Source organism: Actinoallomurus iriomotensis (genome assembly GCF_030269445.1).
Lineage (GTDB): Bacteria > Actinomycetota > Actinomycetes > Streptosporangiales > Streptosporangiaceae > Actinoallomurus > Actinoallomurus iriomotensis.
Map to the genome: position 1 here is coordinate 827,752 of NZ_BSTJ01000001.1, position 13,292 is coordinate 841,043.

Genomic DNA, 13,292 nt, shown 5'->3' on the forward strand with positions numbered 1-13,292 from the left:
CACCTGCCGGCGCCGCCGCCCGCGCCCCGCGACGGCCTCATCGACGGCCTCATCGACGGAAAGGACCTCTCGATGGCTCTCGACGTGCGGCCCACCGCACCGGCCGGCGCCGCGGTCGCGCCGCCGGGACGGCGCCGCCTGCGGACCCGGCTCTCCCGGCTGGACGTGTCGCTCTCGCCGTACCTGTACATCTCGCCGTTCTACCTGCTGTTCCTGGTGTTCGGGCTGTTCCCGCTCGGCTACACGTTCTGGGTCTCGCTGAACCACTGGGAGATGATCGGCGACCACGAGTTCATCGGCCTGCGCAACTACACGCGGCTGCTGACCGACGACCAGTTCTGGAACGCGGTCGGCAACACGTTCGGGATGTTCGTGATCGCGACGGTGCCGCAGCTGCTGCTCGCCCTGCTGCTGGCGAACGCGCTGAACCGCAAGATGCGGGCGCCCACGCTGTTCCGCATGGGCGTGCTGCTGCCGCTCGTCACCTCGGTCGCGGCGGTCGCCATCGTCTTCACCCAGATGTTCGGCCGCGACTACGGCATGGCCAACTGGGTCCTGCACTTCTTCGGCGTGCACAAGGTCGACTGGCAGGCGAACAAGTGGTCCTCCTGGCTGGCCGTCTCGACCATGGTCGACTGGCGCTGGACCGGCTACAACTCACTGATCTTCCTGGCCGGCATGCAGGCGATCCCGCACTCCCTGTACGAGGCGGCGGCGATCGACGGGGCGTCACGCATGCGGCAGTTCTGGAAGATCACCGTGCCGCTGCTGCGGCCGACGATCGTGTTCGTCACCATCATCTCCACCATCGGGGGCCTGCAACTGTTCACCGAGCCGCTGCTGTTCAACAACGGCTACATGAACGGCGGCTCGCTGCGGCAGTCGCAGACCGTGGCGATGTACATGTTCGAGAACGCCTTCAATCGCTTCCAGTACGGCTACGGCTCGGCGGTCGCCTGGATGCTGTTCCTGATGATCCTGATCTTCTCCCTGTTCAACTTCCTGATCATCCGCCGGCTCGCGGGAGGCGAGAAATGAAGGCCTACATCCGAGGCCGCACGCGGGCCGCCGTGGCGGGCTCGGCGCGTCTCTGGCAGGCGAGCCCGCTCACGTACGCGGTGCTGATCTTCGCCATCGTGCTGTCGGCGTTCCCGCTGTACTGGATGTTCGTCGTCGCCACCCGGACCAACGACGTGGTCGGCGCGGTGCCGCCCCCGTTCATCGCCGGGCAGCACCTCGGCGACAACATGCGCCGGCTGTTCGACAACGAGCAGGCGCACTTCGCCAAGGCGCTGCTCAACTCCGCGATCGCCTCGGCCGTGGTGGCGCTGTCGACGGTGTTCTTCTCCTCGCTGGCCGGCTTCGCCTTCGCCAAGCTGCGCTTCCGCGGGCGCAACGCGCTGCTGCTCGTCATCGTCGCCACGATGATGGTGCCGGTGCAGATGGGGATCATCCCGCTCTACATGGTGATGGTGCACCTGCACTGGACCGGCAAGCTCCAGGCGGTCATCGTGCCGTTCCTGGTGACCGGCTTCGGCGTCTTCATGATGCGCCAGTACGCCTCGCAGGCCGTGCCGGACGAGCTCATCGAGGCCGCGCGCGTCGACGGCGCCTCGACGTTCCGGATCTTCTGGAGCGTCGTGCTGCCCGCGCTGCGCCCGGCCGCGTCCGTGCTCGCCCTGTTCACGTTCATGCAGACCTGGAACGAGTTCATCTGGCCGCGCGCGGTGCTCAACCCCGACAACCCGACCGTGCAGTACTCCCTCGCGCTGCTCAACAGCGCCTACTTCAACGACTACACGCTGATGTTCACCGGGACCGTCGTCGCGACGATCCCGCTGGCCATCGTCTTCGTCGTCTTCGGCCGCCAGATCATCGGCGGGATCATGGAAGGTGCAGTCAAAGCATGACAACTCAGCCATCGCAGGCGGAGACGATGCTCGGATTCCCGGCGGACTTCGTGTGGGGCGCGGCGACCGCGGCGTACCAGATCGAGGGTGCCGCCGCCGAGGACGGCCGCGGGCCCTCGATCTGGGACACCTTCGCGCACACCCCTGGCAACGTGCTCGGCGGCGACACCGGCGACGTCGCGGTCGACCACTACCACCGGTTCGCCGAGGACGTCGCGCTGATGTCCTCGCTGGGACTGACCGCGTACCGCTTCTCGATCTCCTGGCCCCGCGTGCAGCCCGGCGGCTCCGGCGCGGCCAACCGAAAGGGCCTCGACTTCTACCGGCGTCTCGTCGACGCCCTGCTCGAGGCCGGGATCCAGCCGTGGCCGACGCTGTACCACTGGGACCTGCCGCAGCCGCTGGAGGACGCGGGCGGCTGGCCGGCCCGCGAGACCGCGTACCGGTTCGCCGAGTACGCCACGCTCGTGTGCGACGCCATCGGCGACCGGGTCGCGAACTGGACGACGGTCAACGAGCCCTGGTGCGCGGCCTTCCTCGGCTACGCCTCCGGGGACCACGCGCCGGGCCGCCGCGACCCCGAGGCGTCCGTACGCGCGGCGCACCACCTGCTGCTGGGCCACGGGCTCGCGGCGCAGGCGCTGCGGGGCGACGGCAGGCGGGTCGGCGCCGCGGTGAACCTGTACGCGGTCTCCCCGGCGAGCGACGCGCCGGAGGACGTGGACGCCGCGCGCCGCATCGACGGGCTGCAGAACCGGTTCTTCCTCGACGGCCTGCTGCTCGGCCGCTATCCGGAGGACGTGCTCGCCGACGTCGCGCCGCACGACCTGGGGGTGCGGGAGGGCGACATGGCGATCGTCGGCGGGCCGATCGACCAGCTCGGCATCAACTACTACAACCGCTTCTTCGTGACCGGCCGCGAGGGCGCGGCACCGGCGATCACCTCGCCGTTCGCGCAGGCGTCGCCGTGGCCGGGCAGCGAGCACGTCGGTTTCGTCCAGGTCGGACGGCCGGTGACCGCGATGGGCTGGGAGATCGACGAGTCGGGCCTGGCCGAGGTTCTGACGCGTGTGGGCACCGAGTACCCGTCCGTCCCGCTGTACGTCACCGAGAACGGCGCCGCCTTCGACGACGTCGTCTCGGCGGAGGGGGTGGAGGACCCCGACCGGGTCGCCTACCTGGAGGCGCACCTACGCGCGTGCCACTCGGTGATCAGCGCCGGTGTGCCGTTGCGCGGCTATTTCGCCTGGTCGCTGATGGACAACTTCGAGTGGGGCTGGGGGTACGCCAAGCGGTTCGGCCTGGTGTACGTCGACTTCGCCACGCAGGCGCGCATCCCCAAGAGCAGCGCCCGCTGGTACGCCTCCGTGATCGAACGAGGCGGCATCGGCCTGTCACCGGCAGAATGAAGGCGTGAAAGAACGTACGCGGGGCCGGCCGACTCTCGAGGCGGTCGCGGCCCGGGCCGGTGTCGGCCGCGGCACCGTCTCGCGCGTCGTCAACGGGTCGCCCAAGGTCAGCCCGGAGGCGCGCGAGGCGGTGCTGCGGGCCATCGAGGAGCTGGGGTACGTCCCCAACCGGGCGGCCCGCACGCTGGTCACCCGCCGCACCGACACCGTCGCGCTGTTCGTGTCCGAGTCGGAGGAACGCGTCTTCGGCGAGCCGTACTTCGCCGGGATCATCCGCGGGATCAGCGCCGGCCTCGCCGGCACCGGTCTGCAGCTCCTGCTGGCCATCGCTCAGTCGGCCGACGACCACCGCCGGTTCGAGCGGTATCTGACCGGCCAGCACGTCGACGGCGTGCTGATGGTGTCGCTGCACGGCGGCGATCCGCTCCCCCGGCATCTGGAGGACAGCGGCGTGCCGACCGTGCTCGGCGGCGCGCCGGTCGGCGTCGAGCCGGTGAGCTGCGTCGACGCCGACAACCGCGGAGGCGCCCGGCTGGCGGTCGAGCATCTGCTCGGGCTCGGCCGCCGGCGGATCGCCACCATAAGCGGACCGCAGGACATGCGCGTGGGCGTCGACCGGCTCGACGGCTACCACGACGTCCTGTCGGCGGCCGGGCTGCCCTCGCTGGTGGCCGGCGGCGACTTCAGCGAGGAGTCCGGCGAGCGCGCGATGCGCGATCTGCTCGCCCGCGCGCCGGACCTGGACGCCGTCTTCGCCGCGTCGGACCCGATGGCGGTCGGCGCGATGCGGGTGCTCAAGGAGCAGGGGCGGCGGATTCCCGGCGACGTCGCGCTGGTCGGGTTCGACGACTCGGCCACCGCGCGGCACACCGACCCGCCCCTGACCACGGTGCATCAGCCTCTGGAGGCGATGGGCCGGGAGATGGCCCGGCTGCTGGTCGCGCGCATCCGCGGGGAGCCGGTCGGAAATTCGATGGTCATTTTGGACACGCATCTCGTCACACGAGCGTCCTCGTGTACGCCACACTGATCGTATGGACTCGCTCCTCGCCGGCAGATACCGACTGCGCCGCCGGATCGGCACCGGTGGCATGGCGTCCGTCTGGCTCGCCCGCGACGAGGTGCTGATCCGTCCGGTCGCGGTCAAGCTGATCGACGAGGAGCTGGCACGCGACCCGGAGTTCCGCGAGCGCTTCCGCGAAGAGGCGCGCGCGGCCGCCGCCCTCTCGCACCCGAACATCGTGACCGTGCACGACTACGGGGAGTCCGACGGCACCCCGTACATCGTGATGGAGCTGCTCACCGGCGGCACGCTCGACGCGTGCTTCCCGGTGCCCGACGTCGAGCGGGTGATCGGCGAGATCGCGTCCGCCCTGGCCGCCGCGCACGCCGCCCGGATCGTCCACCGCGACATCAAGCCGACCAACGTCTTCCTGACCTCCACCGGGGTCAAGGTGCTCGACTTCGGCATCGCCGACGACGAGCGCATGGGCACCCCGGCGTACCTCCCGCCGGAACACGACCTGTCGCCGTCGGCGGACGTGTACGCCCTGGGTGTGGTCTGGTTCGAGGCGGTGAAGGGCCGCCGCCCCGAGGCCGGGGAGACCCTCGGCGGGCTGCAGGCACGCTGTGTCGCCGCGGCGGCGTCGGACCGGCCGTCGGCCGCCGAGATCGCCACCGCGCTGGGCGTGGAGACCGGCGGCGAGGAGCCGCCGGCCGCCGAGCGGGCCGCGGCGTACGAGGCGGCCAGCGCCTACCGCGCCCTGGCACCCGCCGAGCCGGCACCGGGCCGGCACACGGGCACGCGCACGCTCACCACGGTCCGGCGGCCCGCCGGCGGCGAGGGCGCGCACGGCCGGCTGCTCCTGGTCGCGAGCGGCACCACCGTCGCGGCCGTCGCCGCGGTCGGCCTGCTGCTGGGCGGTTCGGCGTTCCGCCCGGTCGCGGCGCCGGGCCACGCGCCGGCCGACTCTCCGTCGCCGGCCACATTCAACGCCTCACCGGAGCACACCGTGACGGGCGCCCCGCCGCCGTCGCCGAAGCCCGCCCAGCGGCGGACCGGCCATCCGGCCACGCCGGGCGCGACCGCCTCGGCCACGTCACCGGTGCCGGGCACGACCCCGCCCGGCGCGATCGACGCGCTGACCCGGATGCGCCGCACCGTCGACGAGGGCCTGGCGGCCAGCGAGGTACGCGCGGATGTGGCGGTCGACCTGGACAACCTCATCGGCAATCTGCAGGCGGAGATCGCCGCGGGCACGCACGTCGACGTGGACCAGCGGGTGACCGAGCTCCGGCGGAAGATCGTCCAGCGCGTCCGCGAGGGCGGTCTGGCGCAGACCCGCGCGGACGCGCTGACCCGTACGCTGACCGCCCTGTGACGCGTCCTCACCGGCCTCGCAACAGGAGCCGGGTGTAGGCGGCCAGGGTGAGCGCGTCGACGATCTCCTCGGCCCGCAGCATCCGTTCGAACTCGGCCCGGGAGAACCACTGCTGCCGCATGCCCTGCTCCTCCGGGTCGCGGTCGGTCTCCCCCACGGTCAGGCCGGTGGCCAGGAACAGGTCGCAGCGCTGGCTCGTGAACCCCGGCGCGATCGCGAACGAGCCGAGCCGCTCGACCGTCGCCGCGCGGAGTCCGGTCTCCTGGGCCAGCTCGGCGCGCGCCAGCTCCTCCGTCGTGGTCTGCCGGTCATCGGGCCAGGTGCCCTGTGGAAACTCCCACGAGCGGCGCGACAGCGCGTACCGGAACTGCTCGACGAGGTGGAACCCGTCGTTCTCCATGGGGATGACGAGCGCCGCCGTCGGCTTGTCCACCACCCCGTAGATGCCCGGCGAACCGTCCGGATGACGGATGTCGTCCTCGCGTACGGACATCCAGCGGTTCCGGTAGACCTCTCGTGTCGCGATCTGAATCATGCGCCAACGATGCCATGGCGGCCGTCCGGCCCGCGCGGACGCCGTTTCTCGCGACACAAAGTGGATCATGTTCGCGAGTTCCCGGCGAAAACACGGGTGAAACGCAACTATGAAGTATGGACTGGGCAACAACGTCGGATGTCGCGCGTTTTGACGCGATCGCCGGCGGCTTCCTGAGATCACGGCCGGTCGAGAACACCGTCCTGGTCACGGTCCTGGAGGCACTCCGCGCCCGGGGCGCGGCGGCGTACGGGGACACTCCCGCCGTGCTCGGTTCCTGGCTGCCCGCCGCGGGGTGCGTCTCCGGCGCCTTCGTCCACACCCCGCCCTTCCCGATGCTGCTCAGCCTGATGCCGCGGCAGGGGGTCCGCGAGCTGGTGCAGGCGCTGAAGACCGAGGGGCGGCCGCTGCCCGGAGTGACGGCGCGGCGCGAGATCGCCGAGGACTTCGCCACGCGCTGGCGCGCGGCGACGGGCACGGACTCCACGGTCTGGGAGCGCCGGCGGCTCTACCGGCTGGACCGGGTGCGACCGGTCCCGGTGCCCGGCCGCTCCCGGCCGGCCGTGCCCGCCGACCGCGACCTGCTGCTCGGCTGGTACCACTCCGCCGAGCGGGAGATACGCGAGCGTCCCGGTGACCACGGCGCGGCCGTCGACGACCGGATCGGGTACGGCGGTCTCGCACTGTGGGAGAAGGACGGCGTCCCGGTCGCCCTCGCGGGCCGTACCCGGATGGTCGCGGGCATGGTGCGGATCGCGCCCATCTACACCCCGCCCGAACACCGGGGCCACGGTTACGGCGCGGCCGCGGCCGCCGCCGTGAGCCGGGCCGCCGTCGACGCCGGGGCGAAAGAGGTCGTGGTCTTCGCCGACCTCGCCAACCCGGCCGGCGTCGCCGTCCACCAGCGTGTCGGCTACCAGCCCCTGGACGACTACCTCGTCATCTCCTTCGGCTCCGGTCGCCGGCCCCGTTGACGCCGCCTCGTCGTGCCGGAAACCGGCGGTTGGACGTCCGACGTCCACTATTCGATGATCGTTCAAACGAGCAAGCGGTTGGGCGCGCGCGTCATAATGTCAGCGTGGTGAGCACGAGTAAGGACAACGGGCCGCACCGGGGTGGCTCAGGGGCCTCGGGCGGTGGCCGGCGCCGGGGCAGGAGTTCGTCCGTACTCGCGTCGGAGCGCCGTGAGCACCTGGTGCGACTCGCCGCCGAGCTGTTCGCCGAGAAGGGCTACCAGGCCACGACGGTCCGCAACATCGCCGACGAGGCGGGGATCCTCTCGGGCAGTCTCTACCACCACTTCGACTCCAAGGAGTCGATCGTGGACGAGATCCTGTCCTCCTTCTTCGACGAGCTGAACGCCGACAACAAGGCGGTCCTCGAACGCGGCGGCGACCCGCGTACGGTCCTGACCGAGCTCGTCCGCAACTGCTTCCGCACGCTGGTGCCCCACCGCGCGGCCGTCATGGTCATGCAGAACGACTGGAACTACCTGCGCCAGTTCGACCGGTTCGACTACCTCGCGCGCGCCGAGGAGGAGACCGAGCGGCTGTGGGTCGGCCAGATCAAGCGCGGCCAGGAGACGGGCCTGTTCCGCGACGACATCGACGCGCGGCTGACCTACCGGATGATCCGCGACACGATCTGGGTGGCGGTCCGCTGGTTCCAGCCGGCCGGCCCGCTCGACGCCGAAGGTGTCGCCGACCACTACGTCGCGGTGCTGTTCGACGGCATCTCGACCGGCCCGCGCTGAGGTCCTCCCCGGCGCGGGCCGAAACCTTCGCTACGACCGCACCGGGACTCTCGGCGTCCGCGCCGGCGGGCCGGGTTCGACGGCCGGCAGGATCCGGGCCAGCCAGCCCGGCAGCCACCAGTTCACCTTGCCGAGCAGCTCCATCACCGCCGGCACCAGCACCATCCGCACGACCGTCGCGTCGATCAGCACGGCGACGCCCAGGCCGAGGCCGACCTGCTTGACCGCGATGTCGCCGACCAGCAGCACCGACAGGAAGACGCAGACCATGATGGCGGCCGCCGCGGTGATCACGCGGGCGGTGCGGGCCAGGCCGCGGGTCACCGCGGTCCTCGTCCCGGCGCCGAGGTCGTACTCCTCGCGGACCCTGGAGATCAGGAACACCTCGTAGTCGGTGGACAGACCGAACAGGATCGGGAACATGAACAGCGGCACCCACGGCGTCACCGGCGTGGCCGCCGGGAAGCCGAGCTGGTGGCCGAGCCATCCCCACTGCACGACCGCGGTGAGCACGCCGTACGCGGCCACGATGGACAGGAGGTTCATCACCGCGGCCTTCACCGCGATGGCGACCGAGCGCACGAGCACGAGCAGCAGGAGCAGGGACAGTCCCACGACCACGACGATCAGCCAGGGCAGGCGCGCGCTCACGGAGTCGGAGAAGTCGATCGTGCCGGCGTTGGGTCCCCCGACCAGCACGCCGCCCCCGGCCCGGGGCACGACGGTGTCGCGCAGCCGGTGGACCACGTCCGGTGTGGCCGCGTCCTGGAGCCCGGTCCGCGGGTAGGCGACGAACATGGCGGCGGCGCCGTCGTCACTGGTCCGCACCGGGGTCACGGACGCGATGCCCGGCGTGTGCCCGGCCGCCGCGGCGACCGCGTTCGCCGCGGCCGGCGAGCGCGAGACGAGCACCAGAGGCGCGTCGTACCCGGGGCCGAAGCCCGAGGCGAGGATGTGGTGCGCGGTGTACGCGCTGGTGTCGTGCGGGCGGCTGCCGGCGTCGCTGAAGCTCAGCCGCATCGACAGCGCCGGGACGGCGAGCAGGAGCAGCAGCAGCGTGGCCGCGGTGCCGGCGATGACCGGGCGCCGCTGGATGACCCCGGCCCAGCGCTCGGAGAGCGGGCGGCGTCCGCCCCGCCGGGCCAGTACGGGCACCCGGAACCGGTCGATCCGCCGTCCGGCGAAGCCGAGCAGCGCGGGCAGCAGCGTCACCGCGGCGATCAAGGTCATCAGGACGGTGAGCGAGGCCGCCACGGCCACCGCGCTCAGCAGCCGCTGGCCCATGACGAGCAGCCCCAGGAGCGCGACCACCACCGTCGTGCCGGCGAACACGACCGACCGGCCCGCCGTCGCGATGGCCGTGGCGGTCGCCTCCTCCGGCTCGGCGCCGTCGTCCAAAGCCTCGCGGTAGCGCGTGACGATGAACAGCGCGTAGTCCACGCCGACGCCGAGGCCGATCAGCCCGGCCACGATCGGGCTGAACGACGGAGCGGGCAGCACGTGACCGAGCAGTGAGATGCCGGCCAGACCGGTGCCGATGCCGAAGACCGCGGTGACGATCGGCAGTCCCATCGCGAGCAGCGAGCCGAACGCGATGAGCAGCACGACCACCGCCGCGAGCAGGCCGATGCCCTCGGTGGGGCCGCCTCCCGGGGTCTCGGCGTCGGCGACCGCGTCCCCGCCGAGGGCGAGCGTCAGCCCGTCGCCCGAGGCGTCGCGCGCCTGGGCGATCATCGTGGTCACGCCGGCCGTGGGCATCTCCGCGGAGGCCCGGTCGAGCTGGATCGGGGCGAACGCGGTACGGCCGTCCGGCGAGACCTGGGAGGTCACGCGGTACGGCGAGCTCACCGAGGTGACGTGCGGGCCGTGGGACAGCTCGCCGATGACCCGCTCGACGCGGGGCCGTACGGCGGCGACGCCCTGGTCGGCGTGGATCGCGAGCGTCAGCGTGTCGCCGTTCTGCCGCGGGAAGTGATCCTTGATCAGGTCCTGGGCCCGCGCGGACTCGGTGCCGCCACCGCCGAACACGTTGTCGGCCGGGGCCGAGTAACCGAACCCGACCGCCATCACCACCGCGGCGCCGACGATCCAGAGCAACAGGACCCGGCGCCGGCGGCGATGACACAGCCGGGCCAGCCGGACGAGCGGGCCGTCATGCACGGGAGTCTCCTCTTCTTTGTGCCGGCTTTCAGACTCCCGTTACCGGCACCCCCGAAGCGTCATGCCCGCGATGACACCTCGGACCGGCGCGTACTCCGCGAGGAGTACGGCCGCCTACGGCTCGAGTACGTACTGGACCGCGTGGCGTTCGGCGGTGATCGGGTTGATGAACTCGTCGATGATCGCGCGGTGCCGGGGATCGTCGCGGTAGGCGAGGTAGGCGTCCCGGTCGGCGAAGTCGGCGACCACCGCGAAGTCGAAGTTCCCGGCGTTGACGCCGGCGTCGTGGCCGAAGGCGTAGGCCTCCAGCTCGGGGATCAGGCCGGGCAGCTCCGCGAGCCGATCCTCGACGGTCTTCCTCTGCTCCGCGGTCGCGTCGTCGCGCCACCGGAACACCACGACATGCCGAAATCCGGACACGGGTCCTCCTTAACTACGGAATGTTTCCGCGCACGACCTTACGGAAGGCGTCCGGCGGCCGAAGGGGCGGCCCGGTCGCACCGGAGCCGCCCCTTCGTTACCGAATCGTCAGGTCCAGGACACTCCGTCCATGACGCCTTCCTCTCCCCAGATCTTCACTGTGACCCCGCCCCCTGATGCGATGATCTCCTGAAACCGAGGTTAGAAGCTCATGGCCCAACTTGAAATACGTTATTTGACCTATTTTGACCCAAACACGACGCGCATTTACCATTTCACAGACGGTCACAGGTAACAGATGCCCGGATATCCGTCATGCCGGATGCGAGTAGCGTGCCCTCGTGAAGGTAGCGGATCTGCACCCCTGGCCCACCGACGCCGACGAGGCCGTGGCGATCCAGGATCGGCTTCGGCCCCTGGCCGACCTGAGCTCGGCCGGTCCGCGGGTCGTGCGGACGGTGGCGGGGCTCGACGTCGCGTACGCCGACGACCGGCTGGCGGCGGCCGCGGTCGTGCTGGACGCCGAGACCCTGGAGGTCGTCGAGGAGACGACCGCCCTTGACCGGCCCGGCTTCCCCTACGTCCCCGGGCTGTTCGCCTTCCGCGAGCTGCCGGCGCTGGTCGGCGCGCTGCGCGCGCTGAGCGTCACCCCCGACCTGCTGGTCTGCGACGGCCACGGGCTGGCGCATCCCAAGCGGTTCGGGCTGGCCTGCCACCTCGGGGTGCTGACCGGGCTGCCCTCGATCGGCGTCGGCAAGACCCGGCTCGTCGGCGAGTACGACGAGCCCGGGGCCGAACGCGGCGCCTGGAGCCCGGTCAGCGACGGCGGGCAGGTGGTCGCGCGGGCCCTGCGCACCCAGACGGGGGTGAAGCCCGTGTTCGTGTCCGTCGGCCACCGCGCCGACCTCGACACGGCGTGCGCGCTGACGTTGCGGCTGGCGCCGCGCTACCGCCTGCCGGAGACGACACGCCGGGCCGACCACCTGTCGCGGGAGACGCTCAGAGCCCGTTGAGGAAGCGCCGTGCGATCGGCGCGGCGGTCTTGGAGCCGAACCCGCCGTCCTCGACGATCACGGCGAACGCCACGTCATCGTGGAAGCCCATGAACCACGCGTGGGTCGGCGGCTCCTTGCCGTTCTTCCCCGAGGCGTACTCGGCCGTGCCCGTCTTGCCCGCCGTGCCGGCCGGCAGACCGGCGTCCTTGGCGGTGCCCGTCGTCACGACCGCACGCATCATGGTGGCCAGCTCCGAGCGCAGCCGAGAGTCGAGCCGGCCCGCCTTGGCCTTCTGCGGGATCTGCGGGTCGGACACGAACACCGGCGGATGCCAGGTGCCGCCCGCGACGCCGGCGGACACCTCCGCCATGCTGAGGGCGTTGGCCAGGTCGCGTCCCTGCCCGAACCCGGCGACGGCCATCTCCGAGGTGCTCGTCGGCGACGGGAAGCTGCCCGCCGTGACGTGCATGCCGGGGTCGATCTTCTGGTTGAAGCCGAAGAGACTCGCGGCACTCGACAGCCGGGACGGGTTGAGGCGCTTCTGCGTCTGGAGCGCGAAGGCGGTGTTGCACGACTGGGCGAGCGCCTCGGTGAAGGTCATGCTGCCGGACTCCTCACCCTCGGAGTTGTGGATGATCTGGCCCCCGACGTTCGCCGTCTTGGGGCACTCCACCGTGTCCGAGGGACTGAGCCCGCTGCGCAGCAGCGCGTACGCCGTGACCACCTTGAACGTCGAACCGGGCGGATAGGTGCCCTGCAACGCGCGGTCGAAGCCGCCGGGGTAGTTCGCGACGGCGAGGATCTGCCCGTTCGACGGGCGGATCGCGACCAGGGACGTCGGCTTGCTCTGCCCCTGCAGGGCCGCCGCGGCGGCGCGCTGGACATGCTGGTCCAGGGTCGTCTTCACGTCGCGGCCGGCCTTGCCGGCGAAGCCGCCGACCTGCTTCACCGGGTGGTTCGACGCGTCGGCGACGATGACCGAGGCCGTGGGCGTGCCGGCGAGGCGCTTGTCGAAGCGCTGCTGGATGCCCGACCGGCCGACGACGTCGCCCTTGCGGTAGGACGTGCCGAGCTTCTTGGCCTGCTTGTCGGTCAGCGGCGCCGTGGTGCCGACGATCTGCTGCACCGAGCCCGAGACGTCGGTGCCGTCGATCGGGCTGCCGTCGGCCGCGACCACCCGGGCGCGCCTGGGCCACCGGTAGCTGATCGTCAGGTGCTGCCCGCTGTGCAGGTCCGGGTGGATGCTCTCCGGCGTCCAGGCGACCTTCCACTCGCGGTGGTCCGTCGTCAGCCGCAGCCGTCCCTGGTAGTGCCAGGTGCCCATCGGAAGGGTGAGGTCGGCGGCGAAGGAGACCGTCGCGTGGCCGCCCTGCCTGGTCTCGGCGCCGGGCGTCGCCCGTACCTTCGTGACGCCCAGCCCCTTGTTCAGCGTCTGGTACTGCTGGTCGAGGTCGAGCGGCGGCGTCAGTGTCTCTCCGCGCATCGCGGCGGTGTCGCCGCGCCCCCACGCGGACAGGAAGGCGCGCGCCGTCGCCGTCGGACTTCCCTTGGTTCTGAGCAACAGATAGGCGCCGCCCGCGAGACCGAGGACGACCACCGTCCCGGCCGCGACGGACGCCCACAGGATTTTGTGTCGCACGAGTTCGTGACACTCCCCCGGATGTCTGGTCTGATCGGTCATCGTAGTGTCTGGCGCCGCGAAGCCGGGTCGCCCGGCGTCCGGATCCAA

The 13,292-nt window shown here is 71.5% G+C and carries 12 protein-coding genes; 8 read left to right on the forward strand and 4 right to left on the reverse strand.

Annotation, left to right across the window (positions count from 1 at the left end):
• The first annotated feature begins 72 nt into the window (after positions 1-72).
• From QSK37_RS03925 to QSK37_RS03945, 5 genes are read left to right on the forward strand one after another with little or no spacing between them, the layout of a single operon-like run.
• Positions 73-1,038 (forward strand): carbohydrate ABC transporter permease, encoded by a 966-nt coding sequence (locus tag QSK37_RS03925; protein WP_285617575.1) that lies wholly within the window; start codon positions 73-75, stop codon positions 1,036-1,038.
• Positions 1,035-1,910, forward strand: coding sequence for a carbohydrate ABC transporter permease (locus QSK37_RS03930; RefSeq protein ID WP_285580878.1), 876 nt, complete (start codon positions 1,035-1,037; stop codon positions 1,908-1,910). Before QSK37_RS03925 ends, QSK37_RS03930 begins: the two co-directional genes overlap by 4 nt.
• Positions 1,907-3,319, forward strand: coding sequence for a GH1 family beta-glucosidase (locus QSK37_RS03935; RefSeq protein ID WP_285617576.1), 1,413 nt, complete (start codon positions 1,907-1,909; stop codon positions 3,317-3,319). Before QSK37_RS03930 ends, QSK37_RS03935 begins: the two co-directional genes overlap by 4 nt.
• A 4-nt stretch (positions 3,320-3,323) precedes the next feature.
• Positions 3,324-4,349, forward strand: a complete 1,026-nt coding sequence (locus QSK37_RS03940) for a LacI family DNA-binding transcriptional regulator (protein WP_285580881.1) — start codon at positions 3,324-3,326, stop codon at positions 4,347-4,349.
• 4 nt (positions 4,350-4,353) lie between these two features.
• The gene (locus tag QSK37_RS03945) at positions 4,354-5,700 is read left to right on the forward strand and encodes a protein kinase domain-containing protein (RefSeq protein ID WP_285617577.1); all 1,347 of its coding nucleotides are present in this window, start codon (positions 4,354-4,356) and stop codon (positions 5,698-5,700) included.
• A gap of 7 nt (positions 5,701-5,707) precedes the next feature.
• Here QSK37_RS03945 and QSK37_RS03950 read toward each other — a convergent pair whose 3' ends face one another.
• Complete coding sequence (locus tag QSK37_RS03950; RefSeq protein WP_285617578.1) at positions 5,708-6,235, reverse strand: NUDIX domain-containing protein; 528 nt, start codon at positions 6,233-6,235, stop codon at positions 5,708-5,710.
• Positions 6,236-6,351: 116 nt separating this feature from the next.
• On the opposite strand from QSK37_RS03950, the gene QSK37_RS03955 reads away from it, so the two are divergent.
• Together QSK37_RS03955 and QSK37_RS03960 are read left to right on the forward strand one after the other, a co-directional pair.
• Complete coding sequence (locus QSK37_RS03955) at positions 6,352-7,209, forward strand: GNAT family N-acetyltransferase (RefSeq protein ID WP_285617579.1); 858 nt, start codon at positions 6,352-6,354, stop codon at positions 7,207-7,209.
• Between the two features lie 104 nt (positions 7,210-7,313).
• Complete coding sequence (locus QSK37_RS03960; protein WP_432705521.1) at positions 7,314-7,988, forward strand: TetR/AcrR family transcriptional regulator; 675 nt, start codon at positions 7,314-7,316, stop codon at positions 7,986-7,988.
• Positions 7,989-8,018: 30 nt separating this feature from the next.
• Here the strand turns inward: QSK37_RS03960 and QSK37_RS03965 are convergent, their stop codons facing one another.
• Both QSK37_RS03965 and QSK37_RS03970 read right to left on the reverse strand, forming a co-directional pair.
• Complete coding sequence (locus QSK37_RS03965) at positions 8,019-10,148, reverse strand: MMPL family transporter (protein ID WP_285617580.1); 2,130 nt, start codon at positions 10,146-10,148, stop codon at positions 8,019-8,021.
• 114 nt (positions 10,149-10,262) lie between these two features.
• Positions 10,263-10,568 (reverse strand): Dabb family protein, encoded by a 306-nt coding sequence (locus tag QSK37_RS03970; protein ID WP_285617581.1) that lies wholly within the window; start codon positions 10,566-10,568, stop codon positions 10,263-10,265.
• A gap of 341 nt (positions 10,569-10,909) precedes the next feature.
• Here QSK37_RS03970 and QSK37_RS03975 point away from each other — a divergent pair, with 341 nt between their 5' ends.
• Positions 10,910-11,581 carry an endonuclease V gene (locus QSK37_RS03975; protein WP_285617582.1) on the forward strand — a complete coding sequence of 224 codons (672 nt, stop codon included), beginning with the start codon at positions 10,910-10,912 and terminating at the stop codon, positions 11,579-11,581.
• Here QSK37_RS03975 and QSK37_RS03980 read toward each other — a convergent pair.
• Complete coding sequence (locus QSK37_RS03980) at positions 11,568-13,202, reverse strand: penicillin-binding transpeptidase domain-containing protein (RefSeq protein ID WP_285617583.1); 1,635 nt, start codon at positions 13,200-13,202, stop codon at positions 11,568-11,570. The two genes, QSK37_RS03975 and QSK37_RS03980, sit on opposite strands and share 14 nt — an antisense overlap.
• Positions 13,203-13,292: the final 90 nt, after the last annotated feature.

Excerpts from the sequence above, each read along its gene's own strand:
- QSK37_RS03925 (WP_285617575.1), top strand. The coding sequence starts at position 73 with ATGGCTCTCGACGTGCGGCCCACCGCACCGGCCGGCGCCGCGGTCGCG.
- QSK37_RS03930 (WP_285580878.1), top strand. The coding sequence starts at position 1,035 with ATGAAGGCCTACATCCGAGGCCGCACGCGGGCCGCCGTGGCGGGCTCG.
- QSK37_RS03935 (WP_285617576.1), top strand. The coding sequence starts at position 1,907 with ATGACAACTCAGCCATCGCAGGCGGAGACGATGCTCGGATTCCCGGCG.
- QSK37_RS03945 (WP_285617577.1), top strand. The coding sequence starts at position 4,354 with ATGGACTCGCTCCTCGCCGGCAGATACCGACTGCGCCGCCGGATCGGC.
- QSK37_RS03950 (WP_285617578.1), bottom strand. The coding sequence starts at position 6,235 with ATGATTCAGATCGCGACACGAGAGGTCTACCGGAACCGCTGGATGTCC.
- QSK37_RS03955 (WP_285617579.1), top strand. The coding sequence starts at position 6,352 with ATGGACTGGGCAACAACGTCGGATGTCGCGCGTTTTGACGCGATCGCC.